At 39.2% G+C, this 16,908-nt stretch carries 15 protein-coding genes and 2 rRNA genes; 14 read left to right on the top strand and 3 right to left on the bottom strand.

The features are described from left to right. The first annotated feature begins 12 nt into the window (after window positions 1–12). A 5S ribosomal RNA gene (gene rrf, locus F606_RS0119660) occupies window positions 13–129 on the top strand. A 107-nt stretch (window positions 130–236) separates the two neighbouring features. Here the strand turns inward: rrf and F606_RS0119655 are convergent. The 3 genes from F606_RS0119655 to F606_RS0119645 form a co-directional block, all read right to left on the bottom strand. Beyond that, window positions 237–1,997 (bottom strand): GGDEF domain-containing protein, encoded by a 1,761-nt coding sequence (locus F606_RS0119655; protein WP_019555595.1) that lies wholly within the window; start codon window positions 1,995–1,997, stop codon window positions 237–239. Between the two features lie 154 nt (window positions 1,998–2,151). After that, window positions 2,152–2,472, bottom strand: a complete 321-nt coding sequence (locus tag F606_RS0119650; protein ID WP_019555594.1) for a DMT family transporter — start codon at window positions 2,470–2,472, stop codon at window positions 2,152–2,154. A 5-nt stretch (window positions 2,473–2,477) separates the two neighbouring features. Then, the gene (locus F606_RS0119645) at window positions 2,478–2,816 is read right to left on the bottom strand and encodes an SMR family transporter (RefSeq protein ID WP_019555593.1); all 339 of its coding nucleotides are present in this window, start codon (window positions 2,814–2,816) and stop codon (window positions 2,478–2,480) included. Window positions 2,817–3,362: 546 nt separating this feature from the next. On the opposite strand from F606_RS0119645, the gene F606_RS0119640 reads away from it, so the two are divergent. The 13 genes from F606_RS0119640 to F606_RS0119580 all read left to right on the top strand — a co-directional run. Beyond that, the gene (locus F606_RS0119640; protein WP_019555592.1) at window positions 3,363–4,031 is read left to right on the top strand and encodes an N-acetylmannosamine-6-phosphate 2-epimerase; all 669 of its coding nucleotides are present in this window, start codon (window positions 3,363–3,365) and stop codon (window positions 4,029–4,031) included. 59 nt (window positions 4,032–4,090) lie between these two features. Further along, entirely contained in the window at window positions 4,091–5,662 is a 1,572-nt protein-coding gene (locus F606_RS0119635) for a PTS transporter subunit EIIC (RefSeq protein WP_019555591.1), read from the top strand. Between the two features lie 60 nt (window positions 5,663–5,722). Continuing rightward, window positions 5,723–6,565, top strand: coding sequence for a MurR/RpiR family transcriptional regulator (locus tag F606_RS0119630; protein ID WP_019555590.1), 843 nt, complete (start codon window positions 5,723–5,725; stop codon window positions 6,563–6,565). A gap of 73 nt (window positions 6,566–6,638) precedes the next feature. Then, window positions 6,639–7,385 carry a glucosamine-6-phosphate deaminase gene (gene nagB, locus F606_RS0119625; RefSeq protein WP_019555589.1) on the top strand — a complete coding sequence of 249 codons (747 nt, stop codon included), beginning with the start codon at window positions 6,639–6,641 and terminating at the stop codon, window positions 7,383–7,385. 184 nt (window positions 7,386–7,569) lie between these two features. Then, window positions 7,570–8,961, top strand: a complete 1,392-nt coding sequence (nagE, locus tag F606_RS0119620) for an N-acetylglucosamine-specific PTS transporter subunit IIBC (RefSeq protein WP_019555588.1) — start codon at window positions 7,570–7,572, stop codon at window positions 8,959–8,961. A gap of 123 nt (window positions 8,962–9,084) precedes the next feature. Continuing rightward, a complete protein-coding gene (gene nagA, locus F606_RS0119615; RefSeq protein ID WP_019555587.1) occupies window positions 9,085–10,236 on the top strand; it encodes an N-acetylglucosamine-6-phosphate deacetylase in 1,152 nt (383 codons plus the stop codon). 29 nt (window positions 10,237–10,265) lie between these two features. Then, window positions 10,266–10,736, top strand: a complete 471-nt coding sequence (locus F606_RS0119610; protein WP_019555586.1) for a PTS sugar transporter subunit IIA — start codon at window positions 10,266–10,268, stop codon at window positions 10,734–10,736. Window positions 10,737–10,913: 177 nt separating this feature from the next. Beyond that, window positions 10,914–12,461, top strand: coding sequence for a gluconokinase (locus tag F606_RS0119605; protein ID WP_019555585.1), 1,548 nt, complete (start codon window positions 10,914–10,916; stop codon window positions 12,459–12,461). A 25-nt stretch (window positions 12,462–12,486) separates the two neighbouring features. Continuing rightward, window positions 12,487–13,386: a phosphogluconate dehydrogenase (NAD(+)-dependent, decarboxylating) gene (gene gnd, locus F606_RS0119600; protein WP_019555584.1), complete on the top strand. Its 900-nt coding sequence runs from the start codon at window positions 12,487–12,489 to the stop codon at window positions 13,384–13,386. A 194-nt stretch (window positions 13,387–13,580) separates the two neighbouring features. Next, window positions 13,581–14,900 carry a gluconate:H+ symporter gene (locus tag F606_RS0119595; protein ID WP_019555583.1) on the top strand — a complete coding sequence of 440 codons (1,320 nt, stop codon included), beginning with the start codon at window positions 13,581–13,583 and terminating at the stop codon, window positions 14,898–14,900. Window positions 14,901–14,940: 40 nt separating this feature from the next. Next, window positions 14,941–15,297 (top strand): PTS glucitol/sorbitol transporter subunit IIA, encoded by a 357-nt coding sequence (locus F606_RS0119590; RefSeq protein WP_019555582.1) that lies wholly within the window; start codon window positions 14,941–14,943, stop codon window positions 15,295–15,297. Between the two features lie 109 nt (window positions 15,298–15,406). Beyond that, entirely contained in the window at window positions 15,407–16,261 is an 855-nt protein-coding gene (locus tag F606_RS0119585; RefSeq protein WP_019555581.1) for a MurR/RpiR family transcriptional regulator, read from the top strand. A gap of 550 nt (window positions 16,262–16,811) precedes the next feature. Further along, window positions 16,812–16,908: ribosomal RNA gene (locus F606_RS0119580) — 16S ribosomal RNA — on the top strand; the annotation flags it as partial.

Raw genomic sequence — 16,908 nt, 5'->3', positions numbered from 1 at the left:
AAAAAAAGAATATCTGGTAGTGATAGCCAAGTGGACCCACCTGTTCCCATACCGAACACAGTAGTTAAGCACTTGAACGTCGAAAGTACTTGGGTGGAAACGCCCTGGGAGGATAGAAAACTGCCAGTTAAATGAAAAGCACTCATGTATATGAGTGCTTTTTTCGTATGGGAAAAAACTTTAAACTCTTCCTAAAAAGAAGTTAACGAATATAGGACCACCTCAACTTGGTGGTCCTATTGTAAAACTTCCATAATAAAATTATTTTCCCAATCTTTTTTGCATAGTTTTTTGATAGTAGCCGCTTTTTTTGATAGGGTTTTGATATCGACATTATGATTGTTTTGAACAATGATTACAGCTAAAGATATTGTCATAAGCGGAAATTCACCAATTTGATCACTGCGGTTTTTGGCTACAATATAACCTAACTGACGATGCTCAGCTGAATAAAATAATTTTGATTCCTTGGCAAATACATCGATGATGTGCTGACATATTTTTGTAGTTTCAGTTCCTGGCAAAAACATAATGAAATCATCACCACCGATATGACCGAGAAACGAATTTTTATAAAGCCGATTGATACATTGATTTAATATTGAAGCGGTTGTAATTAAAACGGTATCACCAGCATCAAAACCATATACATCATTGTAAATTTTAAAATTATCTAAGTCTATGTAAATAGCTGTGAAGGGAATTTGGTTACGTAAATAATATTTTAGTTCGGAATCAATCATTTTATTGCCAGGTAGATCCGTTAGGGGATTTGCATCTTTGGCACGATTTAATTCTATTTTCGTTGATATTTCTAAAAGATCCTTAATGGTTGCTATTCCAAAATATTTTTCTTTTTTTGTAATGATGATCGAATCATAAATATGGTCAGGCTGACGCTGCATGGAGAGCTTTGTGGCTTCATTGATGGGGGTATTGTAATCTAAATGCAGAGGCGATGAGTTCAGTAATAATTTTATTGGCCGACTGCTATAGATTGATAAACCATAATTTGTCGCTAAGTGGCTCAGAAAAGTATCTTTGCTAATAAGCCCAATTGGATATTCATTATCGACGATGATAATATCTGATTCTTTTTGATCCAACTGTAAATGAGATAATATCTCTTTACCAAGTGTTGTCGAAGAAAAAGGTTTCTTTTTTTTTGCAATCGTACCTATTGGCGTACTTAAGAAAATATTACTAGATTGCTCTTTTTTGTAACATTCGTTTTTTTTTATCAGTTCGATTAGTTCAGTCGAAATGTCATTTAAGGTTGGTGCCGGTCTACATAAGTAAAAACCTTGTCCATAATGAATACCCATCGACATTAATGTGAGCAAATCTTCTCTCGTTTCAATGCCTTCGGCAATGATTTCCATTGATTTTATCGCCGAAATATCAACTAATGATTTTACAATGGCTTGTTTAATCTTATCATTATGTACACCTTGGATTAATTCAAGGTCGATTTTTATAAATTGCGGGGTGACTTTGGTCAATAATGTTAGACCTGAATAACCAGACCCAACATCATCTAGAGCAATGGAATAGCCTTGACTTTGATAGTTATTCAAAACCGCGCGGAAATTTGCATAATCATTAATAATTGTTTTTTCGGTGATTTCAAAAATAATATGGTTGCTATTGATATTTGATTCTGCTAATAGCTTTTTTGTCGTTCCTTGGTGAAAATCTTTGTCATACAATATTTTAGGATCGACATTTAAGAATAATAGTTGATTTGTTAACATGGGTTTCGCATTTTTTATTGCTTTTTTACGGCATAGATAATCAAGTTTCCATAATTTATCGTATTGAGAAGCAATTTTAAACAAATCTTCGGGATTAGCCAAAATGCTATTTTTAGGACCGCGGCTGAGTGCTTCATAGCCAAGAATGGTACCATCTTTTAAATTTACAATTGGTTGATACACTGGTGTAATGAGTTCTCCTTCAATGATGCGTAATAATTCGTGTTGAGGTGAAAAAGACAAAACATTGCCTCCTAAAATTTTATTTATAGTCTCCTTTTACTACTATAACAAATTTTATAGGTAATTAGACTAAGTTTTGGTTAATTTTTAGTTAATACTTAGGTTATATTTTAATAAAAAACAGCTGTATTTCACTTTCGTGAAATACAGCTGTTTATGCCACGTATTTTATTAAGACGATGCCCGTAATCATGCAGGCAATACCTGCGATCGCGCTATTTTTAAGGCGCAGACCATAAAATGTCATATCGACAAAAGTCGTTAAAATCAATCCGGCTGCTCCCCAAAAAGCATAGGCAATACTAAGATCCATTGTTTTGATGACTTGGGAAAAAGCAATGAAAGCTAACATAATCGAGACAATTGCGCCTAGTCCCCAAAATTTTTGGCGAAACCCATTTGATTTTTTTAAAAAAATATTTGCAGCAACATCTAGTAAAATAGAGAGGCTGAGGAAAAGCATTTCGTTATTCATGTCAATCACCTGCTTCTTTCGGTACTGCCATTTTTCAATAAAAGAATACCAGCAACGATTGTTGAAATGCCAATTATTTTGGTGATGGGTAAATGTTCATGGAATAAAAAGAAACCAATGAACGTAATTGCAATAAGTCCGGCGCCTTCCCATACGGCATAAGAAAGACTCAAGGAAATCTTAACAATTGCTTTTGATAAAAAGAAATACGATAAAGCCATCATGGCTAACCATAAAACATAGCCTAAAATAGGCTCATTTTGATCGACGATATTTATTTTAATTAGCGTCGTTCCGATTACTTCAGTAATGACTGCTAAAAATAAAGCGCACCACTGTAGCATAATATCTAACCCCTAACTGTAAACCAAACTGTCCGGTCATTTATTTTATAAAGCATATATTCTTTATATATATATTGTATCATTGATGCTGCTATCTTGGCGAATGACGCTATTCATGCCAATCCTGCACTATACAGCCCAATCCTGCGCCAATCGTGATAGGCATGCTGCTCCGTACATCTCCTTGCATCTCCATCGAGTTCCGTGGACTTCGATCAATTTGAAAGTTTTGTAAGTATTTTATTTTTCAATAAAATGAAATATAATACCATAAATAATTTTTTTTTTCGTTTTTAATATATATAACGATAAAAATGAAAAAATATTGCAAAAAGTAAAATTGCATGTTATTATCAAATTAAAATTATATAAGTTTCATTAACGAAATTGTATCTAGCTTATTAGGCTTTCAGGAATGGGGTTAGGGCATCGTTCGCTTCCTACGTAGTGCCACGGAGTCCTATACCCCATTCCTGACGATTGCCATATAAAATATTTAATGCAACTTATTATAGTCATTACATCTAAATTTAGGAGGCTGGTTTATTGTTAGAACAAATAAAAGGGAAATTATTGGTATCGTGTCAAGCTTTGCCGAATGAGCCACTGCATAGTCCATTCATTATGGGGCGTATGGCAAAAGCGGCGCAAGAAGGTGGTGCTGCTGCTATACGAGCACAGGGCGTAGCGGATATTCAGGAAATTAAAAAAATAACAGGGTTACCAGTCATCGGTTTAATTAAGCGAAATTATGCCGATTCAGCTATTTATATTACACCGACGATACGGGAAGTTGATGAACTTTTAGCAACCGGATGTGAGATGATTGCACTTGATATGACAAATCGAAAAAGACCGAACGGAGAGGCTATGCAGTCTTTAGTTGCGCGGATCAAGAAACAAAAAGTAGAGGTTTTAGCCGATATATCAACGTATGAAGAAGCCGTGCAGGCGGCACAATATGGTGTAGATGCAGTGTCGACAACGATGGTTGGCTATACGGATTATTCAAATTTATCGATAGGACCTGATTTTGCTTTAATAGAAAAATTAGCAGCGGACTTAACGATCCCTGTATTAGCTGAGGGAAAAATCAATACACCAGAGGATTTGGCACATGTTTTTGCGGCGGGAGCTTATGCGGCAATTGTTGGCTCGGCGATAACTAGACCGCAACTTATTACAAAAAAGTTTGCTGCTGTAATACAAAATTAATTTTGGCTAGACTAGGATAAAATAGCTGTATTAGAAAATGAAAAAGGAGAGAAGTCTGGATGAGTATTTTTGATACAACAGGCAATAACACTTTTTTTGAAAAGGCACAGCGTTTTGGTAAGTCTTTTATGCTGCCGATTGCGGTATTACCCGCGGCAGGTTTATTGCTCGGTATTGGTGGAGCTTTGTCAAATCCAAATACTGTAAAAACATATCCGTTTTTGGATATTTCGTGGCTGCAAAATATCTTTATTATTATGTCCGATGCCGGATCCATCGTTTTTGCTAATTTGGCAGTATTGTTTGCAGTGGGGATTGCTGTTGGCTTAGCGCGAACTGATAAGGGAACAGCTGGATTAGCATCGTTGCTGGCTTTTCTTGTCATGAATGCCAGTATCCATGCTTTGCTTAAAATTACGGGAACTTTAGCCACCGATAACCTTGCTGGAGCTGGACAGGGGATGAGCTTAGGGGTTCAGACGCTGGAAACGGGCGTCTTTGGTGGTGTGGTGATTGGCCTTCTGACTTATTTTTTGCATTATAAATATAATAAAATTGAATTACCGCAATTTCTCGGCTTTTTTGGCGGGTCACGTTTTGTGCCAATTGTCAGTTCTTTTGCCGCAATTTTTGTTGGGGCAGTTATGGTCGTTGTGTGGCCGCATTTTCAAAAACTGATTTTTGGCATGGGGACATTGGTCGATTCTACGGGATATATAGGTACTTTAATTTATGGATTTGTGCTTAGAATGCTTGGCCCTTTTGGATTGCATCATATTTTTTATCTACCATTTTGGACAACAGCTCTAGGTGGCAGTGAAGTGGTCAATGGGCAGCTGGTGGAAGGAACACAGCGAATTTTCTTTGCTCAACTTGGTGATCCGACAACGCAGCAGTATTACATTGGCATTTCAAGGTTTATGTCTGGTCGTTTTATCACAATGATGTTTGGACTGCTTGGTGCCTGTTTAGCTATGTATCATACGGCAAAACCGGAAAACAAGAAAGTGGTTGGTGGACTCTTGCTGTCGGCGGGCTTAACATCGTTTTTGACAGGGATAACAGAACCAATCGAATTTTCATTTTTATTTGTAGCACCGGCACTTTATGTATTACATGCATTTTTTGATGGCTGTGCATTTATGATCGCACATATGTTACAGATTACGATCGGACAAACTTTTTCGGGAGGATTTATTGATTTTGTTTTGTTTGGTATCTTACAAGGCACCGCAAAAACAAATTGGGTTTTAGTTCCCCTAGTGGGTGTTCCTTGGTTTTTCTTGTATTATTTTTCCTTTCGGTATTTGATTGTGAAATTCAATTTTAAAACATTAGGCAGAGAAGATACTGAAATGGAACCAGTGACTGTGCTTTCAAAGGATGCAGCGCGCCCGGAGCTGATTCTTAGAGGCCTAGGTGACCGAGATAATATTGTAGATCTTGACTGCTGTGCAACACGTTTGCGGGTCACCGTAAAAGATGGCAAAAAGGTCAGTGAACGGATCTTAAAAGAAAGTGGTGCCATTGGCGTTTTGCAAAGCGGTAGTGGGGTTCAAGTTATCTATGGTCCACAAGTTACTGTAATTAAAAGTGAAATTGAAGAGATTTTTACAAAACGCAACGAATAAGCGGCAAGATAAAAGTTATTTTGTCAGGATGTTTGGGATAACTAGGAGATTTTTTTTGAAATGAATATAATTAAACAGCTAGCAAAACCTAAATTTAAGGTATCAAAGTCTGATAAAATTTTAATGGAATATATAAAACAAAATATCGAAAGAGTGTCTCATACGGCGATTTCACAATTGGCTAAGGAGTGCGGGATTGGTGAATCAACGATCACGCGTTTCGTAAAAAAAATGGGATTTTCCACTTTGCCGGACTTTAAGGTGGCCTTGGCGCAAGAGTTAATGTTTGTCAACCAGCGTTATATTATCAATCGCAATATTGAAAGTGATGAAGCGGCATTGGTTACCGCGCGTAAACTATTAGATGCAAATATTGGAACATTGGAAAAAACCTTAAATTCATTAAAAAATGAGGATATTCAAGTCAGTGCTGAACTATTGATGACAGCACGGCGCATTTATTTTATTGGTATTGGAAATTCTGGTTTTATGGCACAAGATTCAGCTTATAAATTTTGCCGGATTGGTCTTGACTGTACCAGCTATGACAATAGTCATCAAATGATTATGATGGCTTCGTTAATGCAGGCGCAAGATATTGTTGTGGCAATTTCTCATTCAGGGAACACCATTGAAGTTATAAAAACGGTGGAGTTAGCTAAAACAAATGGGGCTAAAATTATTGCTATTACGTCGAATCAACATTCGCAGCTGCAAGCTATAGCGGATCTGCATCTTGCTTATGCAGCCCGTGAAACGTTGCTCGAGACGGGATCCATTTCAGCGAAACTGGCACAGCTGTTTTTGATGGATCTTGTTTACACACAAGTCGTGAAACAAATGCCTGCTGTCGCCGAAAAAAAGAAATGCCTGACAACGCAGGCCATTGAATTATTAAGATGAAAATTTCATGTATGATGAATTTGATGGAGTGTTTAAAAATATTTAATTTATAGAGGTGTGAGAGGAGCGTATTATGCGTATTATTATTACGGAATCTTATGAAGAAATGAGTACGGCTGCTACGAGGATCGTGGCAGGACAATTGTACTTAAAGCCAAATAGTGTCCTTGGTTTGGCTACGGGAAGCACACCGCTTTTGATGTATCAAAAGCTCGTGCAGGTTCATGAACAAATTGGTTTGGATTTTTCGGAGGCAATCAGTTTCAATTTGGATGAATATTTGGGCTTAGAGCCAGGTAATCCACAAAGTTATCATTACTTTATGCATGAACATTTTTTTGATAAGATCAATATCAAGGCGGAAAATATTTATATTCCGAATGGTAATCCCGATAATTTAGCAAAAGAATGTAAACATTATGACAAGTTAATTGAGAGCAAAGGCGGCATGGATTTACAAATATTAGGAATTGGGCAAAATGCCCACATCGGTTTTAATGAACCGGATATTAAGTTTGAGGCGACGACACATAAAGTGAAACTTGACGAGGAAACAATTGAGGCAAATGCAAGATTTTTTACTACCCCTAAGGATGTGCCGCGTTATGCAATCAGTATGGGGATTAAGACCATTATGCTAGCGAAAAAAGTAATTTTGTTAGCCAATGGGAAAAATAAAGCGGAAGCAATCTATAAGGCTATTTATGGTGGTGTTCGTCCTGACGCGCCAGCATCCATCTTGCAGCTGCATCAAGATGTTATCGTTATTGTCGATAAAGAGGCAGCGGCTCTTTTACCGAAACAGAAACATGTTCTGTAAAAGCTTTACTCGTAAATTTTGATTTTTAGGTGGTTCTGCAGGATAATAGAATCCGCTTCTAGAATGATTGCAAAATCTCGTTTTCTTTATCGTGCAGTGTGTACATTGCTTAGCACTGTAGGTTAGGGGTATAATAGATGAGTTTCCAAGCAATTAAATTATATTTAGGAGGAGGTCTATATTTATGGGAAACTGGTTTTCAAAATTACAAAGCATCGGTAAAGCTTTGATGCTGCCGATTGCTGTATTACCAGCAGCGGCTTTATTATTACGCTTTGGTGCACCGGATTTATTGAATATTCCTTTTATTGAAAAAGCAGGGGCTGCTGTATTTGGCAATTTAGCACTTTTATTTGCCATTGGTATTGCGGTAGGTTTGGCGAAAGATAATAATGGGGCGGCAGGTCTGGCTGGTGCCATTGGTTATCTTATTTTAACGGAAGGGCTGAAGGCAATTAATCCCGAACTCAATATGAGTGTTTTAGCGGGGATTATCAGTGGGATTGAAGCGGGTGTTTTATATAATCGATTCTATGATATCAAGTTACCGGAGTTTCTCGGCTTTTTTGGCGGGCGGCGATTTGTACCGATTATTACAGCACTGGTATCAATTGTTTTGGCCGGGATTTTTGGCGTAATTTGGGCACCAATTCAGGTATTTATTCATTCTCTGGGGGAATGGATTATTGGTGCGGGCGTCGTGGGGACTTTTGTTTATGGTGTTTTGAATCGTTTGCTGATTCCAGTTGGTCTGCATCATATTTTGAATAGTTTTATTTGGTTTGTATTCGGCAATTACACAGATGCAGCTGGTAAAGTGGCAACGGGTGATTTGAATCGTTTCTTTGCTGGCGATCCACATGCGGGAATGTTTATGGCAGGATTTTATATCATCTTTATGTTTGGTATGCCAGCAGTGGCATTTGCTATGTATCGGGCAGCCAAACCGGAAAATCGCAGTAAAGTTGCCGGGGTCTTGATTTCTGTTGCTTTTACGGCATTTTTAACGGGGATTACGGAACCAATCGAATTTATGTTCATGTTTTTGGCACCAGGTCTTTATGCAGTCCATGCAATTTTGACGGGGCTTGCGCTGTCAGTCGTTTATAGTTTTGGTGTTTTGCATGGATTTGGTTTTTCAGCAGGGCTTATCGATTATCTACTAAATTGGGGGCTGGCGACGAAACCGGCACTGATTATTCCAATTGGTTTGGTATTTGCCGTGATTTATTATGTTATCTTCAGCTGGGCGATTCGTCATTTTGATATTCCGACAATTGGCAGATATGATACTGAAGATGATACTAAAGCAGTTGATAATACCAATATTGATGCCTATACGAAACAAATCGTAGCTCATTTAGGGGGGACGGAAAATCTTGAAGCAGTGAGTTCATGTGTTACACGTTTGCGTTTAACTGTCAAAGATGCCGCACAGGTAGATGAAGCGGCTCTAAAAGCACTTGGTGCAGCTGGGGTCATCAAAAAAGGTCAAAATGTGCAGGTTGTAGTTGGCACCAGGGCAGAACTTATCGCGAATGAAATGAATGCTTTGGTAAAACAAGAAAAAAAGTAGATACATTGCTTTTGTTATAGCAGCAATGCGATGATTTTAAACGAGGAATGGGGCTGCGGCAAAAGTTTGTCATAGTACCATTCCTTTTTTCTATGGTAAAATAAATCTTGGGAGATGAATCATATGAAGGCAATTATCAATGGGAAAATAATATTAGATGATCAAATTTTAACAGGACAGGTCCTTTTATATAATGAAACCATAGAAAAAATAATACCCGAGATCTTTTTTTCAGCAGATTCCGTTGATCTGGTAATCGATGCAGAGGGGAAATATGTATCTGCCGGATTTATCAATTTACATATTCATGGCTGCTGTGGCTTTGATACGATGGATGATACGCCAGAAGCCTTGGATACAATTCGTGAAGGTATGACGCAAAGTGGTGTGACGGCATTTTTGCCAACGACCATGACCTATGACTTTCCGACGATTTATCGCAGCTTTGATCAAATTAGAGCGGCTATGGGGAAAAAAATGGGTGCGCAAATTCTCGGGTGTCATGTCGAAGGACCTTTTATCAGTGAAGTTTACAAAGGAGCGCAGAGTTCAAAGTATATTATTGCACCGGATTTTTCTTATTTAGAACCTTATAAAGATATTATAAAAATTGTTACGATTGCTCCAGAAAAACTGGTTGGTGATCGTTTTATAAACGAATGTAAAAAAAATCATATTGTGGTCTCAATGGGGCACAGTTCGGCAACCTATGAGGAAGCCATGGCGGCGATTGCGGCTGGAGTTGGTCAAGTTACCCATCTGTTCAATGGTTTGCAGCCTCTTCATCACCGTAGACCGAGTGTGGTAGGAGCAGCCCTTGATACAGCAGTGAATTGTGAAATCATTGCGGATAATGTGCATGTACATCCAGCCATGCAGCGACTTGTCTATAAAATAAAGGGAAAAGAACAGCTTATTTTAATTACGGATTCCATGCGAGCTTGTATGCTGCCGGATGGGGAATCAGAACTGGGCGGGCAGGTTGTAATTGTCAAAGATCAGATTGCAAGACTTCGTGATGGTACAATTGCTGGGAGCGTATTGACAATGAATGAAGCGATTCGACGCTTTTGGCTCAATACGGGAGTGCCGCTGCAAGATGTAATAAGACTCGTAACCATAAATCCAGCAAAAGAACTTTTGATTTATGATAAAATGGGGTCAATTGCTGTTGGCAAAGAAGCGAACTTGACAATTTTTGATGATAACATTTTTATCTCGCAGACAATTGTAGAAGGCGGCGTGGTTTATCAGCAAGATTCAAATAAGAAGTGATTGCTATATAAAATAGAAGGAGTGACAGTATGTTTGGTTTATTTAATAAGAAAAAAATTGAAATTTATACACCAGTTCAAGGCAAGGTGATTGATATTACAGAAGTGGAGGATGCGGTTTTCTCATCGAAAATGCTGGGTGATGGATTTGCGGTGGAACCTGAAGCAGATTGTATTTTGGCACCATGTGATGGTCAGATCGTTTTACTGGCAGGGACAAAACATGCTGTGGCAATCGAAAAAGATGGCGTGCAAATTCTGATTCATGTGGGACTCGATACCGTGGAGTTAAATGGAGCGGGCTTTGAGGTTCATATCAAAGAAAATGATTCTGTCAAACAAGGAGATAAATTGATTACGTTTGATCGAAATTATATTCTTTCGCAAGATAAAAAGTTGACAACAATTGTTGTATTGACGAACATGGCAGATAAAGTTAAAAATGTGGTAAAAACGCTGGAAGATAACAGTGGTAAGATACTGGTTATCCAGCCTAAGTGAACAGAGAATGTCCGTTTTGGTATAAACTGAAACGGGCATTTTTATTTCAATTAAAATGAATCAATAATATCATTTTAATTGAAAATAAATGAGTAATATATTGCATTTTACGGAAGCGTGTGTTAGAATACAATCAATTCATAAGCGATGCTTAAAATAAATTTGGAGGTTGATTTCATGCAAAAAGAGCGGTGGGGAGATTGTGTTTGGATTGGTGTTGACATTGGTACTACCGGGGTTCGGGCAATTGCCTATCAGCCAAATGGACAGAAGCTGAGTTCGGCTGAAGTTCTGTATCCATTGGATACACCGCATCCTGACTGGGCGGAGCAAAATCCCGCGCAGATTTATAGTGCTGTGGAAAGCGTTGTGAAAGATACAGCAGATGCACTGCGTTATAAAGGGAAAATACTTGCCGGCGTGGCCTTGAGTACAGTTATGCATAGTTTTGCCGCAATGGATGCGGATAAAAATTTTCTAACGAATATGATGACCTGGGCAGATAGCCGCAGCTCAGATATTGTAAAGACGATGAAGCTCGATGCAGAACTTTGCAATCGTTTTTACCAAAAAACTTGTTGTCCAGTTCATGCCTGCTATCCAATGACTAAAATTTTATGGCTGCGCAAGCATCATCCAGATTTATTTGGTCGTATGTCGTATGTCAGTTCAATTAAAGATTATGTGTTTGAGCATTTTACTGGCGAGTGGGTTGTTGATAAATCTGTTGCGAGCAGCAGTGGGCTTTATAATGCGGAAAATTTGCAGTGGGATACGGATATCCTTCAGTATTTAGGCATAACAGAAACTGCTTTGCCGCAGGTTGTAGCAACGACCTATCATCAGGCAATTTTGCCGGCAGCGGCACAGCGCATGCATTTGCCAAACGGGATTCCGATTGTTATTGGAGCAACGGATGGGGTACTGGTAAATGTTGGCATCGGCGCGGTTCAACAAGGCCAGCTCAGTGCCACAATCGGAACAAGTGGTGCGTTGCGCATGTTAACTGCTGTACCAAAGGTTGATCCCAAGGGGCGGACATGGTGTTATAATCTTACCGATGATATGTGGGTTGCCGGTGGCGCAATCAATAATGGTGGGATTGTGCTGCGCTGGATGCGGGATAAAGTTTGTCATTATGGCAGCGCCCAGATGGAAAATCTGGATGTGGATGCCTATGATCTTATGACTATGAAAGCGGGGCGGGTTGCAGCCGGGTCTGATGGTTTATTGTTACTGCCGTTTTTTACCGGCGAAAGAGCTCCATATTGGAATTCGGACCTGCGCGGTATGTTTTTTGGTTTATCTTTGAACCACGGCCGGTCACACATGATACGAGCCGCGATGGAAGGGGTTTGTTATAGTCTCAATAGTGTTTTACTGGCATTGCGAGATTTTGGTGATGTCCAAGATATACGTGTCAGTGGTAGTTTTACTAAATCACCCTTATGGCTCCAAATTATGGCTGATGTGTTTGGCGAAACGTTAACTTTGCCCGATAACAGTGAGGGAGCAGCGTTTGGCGCAGCAGTATTAGGTTTTATTTCAACGGGTATTATACATAGTATTGAAGATACGGCTTCTTTGATTCAGCCTAAAAAAATATATACACCACAAGTGGAAAATGCAGCGGTGTATGCAAAACTATATGATATTTATGATCGGCTTTATTGGAATGTGCAGCAGGAGTTTGCCGATCTCGTGGCTTATCAGAAAACAATTTAAAATACAGACAAAGGGGTACATTGGGATGAAATTAGGACTAATTGGTATTGGGAAAATGGGCTATAATTTGGCTAATAACATTTTAGCGAAGGGGCATGAATTGATTATTTATGATGTTATACCGGCTAATATGAAGGGGCTAAAAGAAAAAGGGGCAAACATAGCGGCAGATTTGGTTGATATGGTAAATCAACTTGAAAGCCCGCGGGTCTTATATATGATGGTTCCCGTGGGTAAACCGGTAGAAGAAACGCTGACTTTGCTTAAAACATTGTGTCAGCCGGGGGATATTATCGTGGATGGCGGTAACTCATATTATGGTGATACGGTTCGGCGTAGTGACGAATTAAAGGAAGCTGGGCTGCGTTATTTGGATTGTGGAACGAGTGGGGGGAAAGAAGGGGCGTTGGAAGGCGTTTGTGTGATGATTGGTGGCGATGAATCCGCTTATCAGCATTGTCAGCCGCTTTTTGAGAGTATCTCCATACTTGGGGGCTGTCTATATACAGGCCCTTCTGGCAGTGGTCATTATTGTAAAATGGTACATAATGGTATTGAATACGGCATGATGCAGGCGATGGCTGAAGGCTTCGAAATTTTACAAAAGAGTGAATACAAATATGATATGGAAAAAGTTGCGGGAATGTGGAATCATGGTTCGGTTATTCGCAGCTGGCTTATGGAATTGGCAGAAAATGCGTTTCGCGAAGAAGGCAGTCAGCTGTCTGGTTTAAAAGGAATTATGCATTCGACCGGTGAAGGAAAATGGACGTTAGAAGAAGCCTTGTCAAAACAAATTTGTACGCCCGTAATTGCTTTGTCGGTGCTCATGCGCTACCGTTCAATGGAAGAAGATACGTTCAGTGGGAAAGTGGTGGCAGCCTTGCGTAATCAATTTGGCGGTCATGCCGTGGAGCATCAATAAATAGATAGATCATTTTGCCGGCGGTCGTGTTTTTCATTTAGGGTGTCTTACGTAGTTAAGACATCTTCCTTTTTACCAATAAATGATAAGGATCTAACATTTATTGGTAAAAATAGAGATAGATTTACTTCTTGTTTATATACCTAAAAAAACAACAGGGTTTTCAGTAATAATTCAAAAGGGGGATTTAAATTATGCCATTATTTATTTTAGCTTGCGGTATTTTTCTGCTATTTTTCCTAATTGTGAAAGTGAAATTGAATAGTTTTCTGTCCTTGGTTTTAGTGGCAATGGTTGTGGGCTATGCAGAAGGTTTGCCTATTATTAAAATTTTACCGACGATTCAGAGTGGCCTTGGCGCAACACTGGGCGGACTAGCGATTGTCATTAGTTTTGGTGCGATGCTTGGTAAGCTTATGGCTGAAAGCGGTGGGGCGCAGCGTATTGCAACGACGCTTATTAATGTATTTGGTCGTAAAAATGTAAAATGGGCGGTATGTTTAACGGGCTTTGTTGTAGGCATTGCCTTGTTTTATGAAATTGGCTTTGTTCTTTTAATTCCATTGGTATTTACGATTGCCGTAGAAGCAAAGATTCCCCTGCTGGAAGTTGGGATTCCGATGGCGGCAGCGTTATCAGCAACACATGGTTTCTTGCCGCCACATCCGGGACCTACCGCTATTGCTGTAATTTATAATGCTGATATTGGTTTGACGCTGCTTTATGGAGCTATTTTGGCTGTACCTGCCGTAATTATTGCTGGACCGTTGCTTTATAATACGGTGAAAGATCTTAATCCGGCAGTACCACAAGGGCTATATAGTCCCAAAGTTTTTACGGAGGAAGAAATGCCTTCTTTTTTGACCAGCATTTCGACCGCTTTGATTCCTGTTATATTAATGGCAGTTTCTGCTGTGGCGAAGCTGACGATGTCCGGGGATTCTGTTGCCCAAAATGTTCTGGTTTTTTTAGGGACACCGGATATGGCAATGTCTATTTCGGTTGGGATTGCTATATTTACCTTCGGATTGAATCGGGGGAAAAGTATGACCGAAGTAATGAAAATTGTTGAACAGGCTGTTTTAGTTATTGCAATGATTTTATTGATTGTGGGTGGCGGCGGCGCCTTAAAACAAATTTTAATTGAAAGCGGCGTTGGCAAATATATTGGCGGTTTAATGGCGGGATCGAATCTTTCACCGTTGCTTTTAGCCTGGTTGATTGCAGCCGTTATTCGTATTTCGGTAGGGTCAGCGACGGTAGCTGCTTTGACAACGGGCGGGATTGTAGCACCGCTTATCGCAATGTCGGGTGTCAGTCCAGAATTGATGGTTTTGGCAACAGGTGCGGGAAGTCTAATTGTTAGTCCGCCAAATGATCCAGGATTTTGGCTATTTAAAGAATTTTTTGGGCTTACGATTAAAGAAACCGTACGTACTTGGTGTGCGCTCGAAACAACTATTTCGGTTGTTGGGTTGATCGGTGTATTGGCAATTAACGTGTTTGTCGGTTAAAATGATATAATAATTTGTGTAGGAGGAGGAGAATTTTTTTATGAAATATGAAGTAACGATTACGAACATCGGCGATTTTTCCCTTCAATTATTAAAATTGCGCGAAAGCATGATTTTATTCGATCGGGATGTGCCATATGAATATCTCGATATGGTTGTGGCCCATACGAAAGATGAAGTGAGAGGCTTGATTGAAGTTGGTGGTACTGTACTTATAGCGGATCATGAATACATGATAACAGCACTTGGTTCTGATGCGTTAAAAACGCTAAAGGAACATGGTCACTGCACATTGTTATTTAATGGGAAAGATACCGTGGAACAGCCCGGGCAGATTGCCATGTCTGGTAAGGGGATACCTCGGGTCATGGTCGGCGACACGATTTGTTTTGTCTGATTATAGTGCAACGTTTTTCAAGAGCCGTGAATACAAGCGGCTCTTGTTTGTTTTTTTCCTAAATCACGTTATAATGTAGGAATGATTAAGGAACGGGGTGGGTTACGTTATGGAGAAAGCACAATTTGTCCAATTGCCAATTCTACGGAGCAGCTACCAAGATTTGACAAAATCGGAACGACGGATTGCGGACTATATTATCGAAAATGAAAAAAATATTATGGAACAGACTATTTCGGACATTGCAGCGAATACGGGAAGTGCTGAGATTACAGTATCTCGATTTTGTAAAAAATTAGGATTTAGTGGTTTACAAAGTTTGAAAATTGCTTTGGCAGGAGAACTTTTTACACCGGATGAGAGTATATATCAAGATATTCATCGGACCGATTCGTATGAAGCACTGGCCGGTAAAATATTTCAGAATATCAATGATGGGTTGCAAGATACGCTGAAATTACTTGACTTTAAGGCAATCGAAAAAGCTGTAGCTGTTTTATGCAAAGCCCGCAGTGTAGCTGTCTATGGTTTTGGCAATTCAGCAACGGTATGTCGTGACATAGAAACGCGATTCATGCGATTTGGCATGCTGATTCATGCTTATGAAGATTCACATATGCAAGTTACTTCGGCTTCGCTTTTGACAGCCGCCGATGCTGTTATTGCGGTTTCGCATACAGGTGCTACGATTGAATTACTACAGTCAGTCGATATTGCAAAAGAAAACAATGTACCCGTCATTGCAATTACGAGTTATGTTCATTCGCCATTGGCCAAACGGGCGGATTTCGTTTTGCATGGTATGGGACGAGAAGTGAGGTATCGCTCGGAAGCTGTTGCATCACGACTAGTACATATGGCTATTGTAGATTTGTTGTATACGGGTATATCCTTAAATGATACAGAAAAATACATGAATCATATGAAAAAAATGCGACAAGCCATTGCTAAAAGGCGAGTCTGAGCCTAGATATAATACATTAAAAAATTACATCTAACTTATCAGTCTGCCAGGGATAAGATTAGGGCATCGTTTGCTTCCTCCGTAACGCCACTCAACCCTCATCCCTGACGATTGCCACATAGAATATTTAATCAACTTATATAATTTAAAAGAAATTCAAACAAAGAAATGTTTTTTTGAAAAAAACATTGACAGAAAAGTCAAAAGCGTGTAGTATATTACAAGTCGCCAATGACAACGGCGTAAACAAAAAAAGAAATCACAGATGCACTTACGTTTAACGTAATGCCATCAACTGGTTTCGAAAAAAGATATTGACAACCGCTTGCGGATGTGATAATCTATACAAGCTGACTTAAGCAAGTGCCAGCGACGTGTTCTTTGAAAACTAAACAATGTAGAAAACAAAAAGATATATGTACACCAACATGTATCAAGCCAGATGTGCGGTTTTCGAACGCTTGCGTTTGAAAACAACAACTAACAATTTCTTTTAACAAAAAAGATAATTTAGATTTTTAAAGAGCCTATCAAGGTTCTCTAATATAATTTATTGGAGAGTTTGATCCTGGCTCAGGACGAACGCTGGCGGCGTGCTTAACACATGCAAGTCGAACGGAGTATTTTATTTCGGTAAAATACTTAGT

Source organism: Propionispira raffinosivorans DSM 20765, assembly GCF_000381065.1.
GTDB classification, from domain to species: domain Bacteria; phylum Bacillota; class Negativicutes; order Selenomonadales; family Selenomonadaceae; genus Propionispira; species Propionispira raffinosivorans.
The sequence above is the reverse complement of the archived record's forward strand: the minus strand, read 5'-3'. Positions and strand labels throughout refer to the sequence as shown.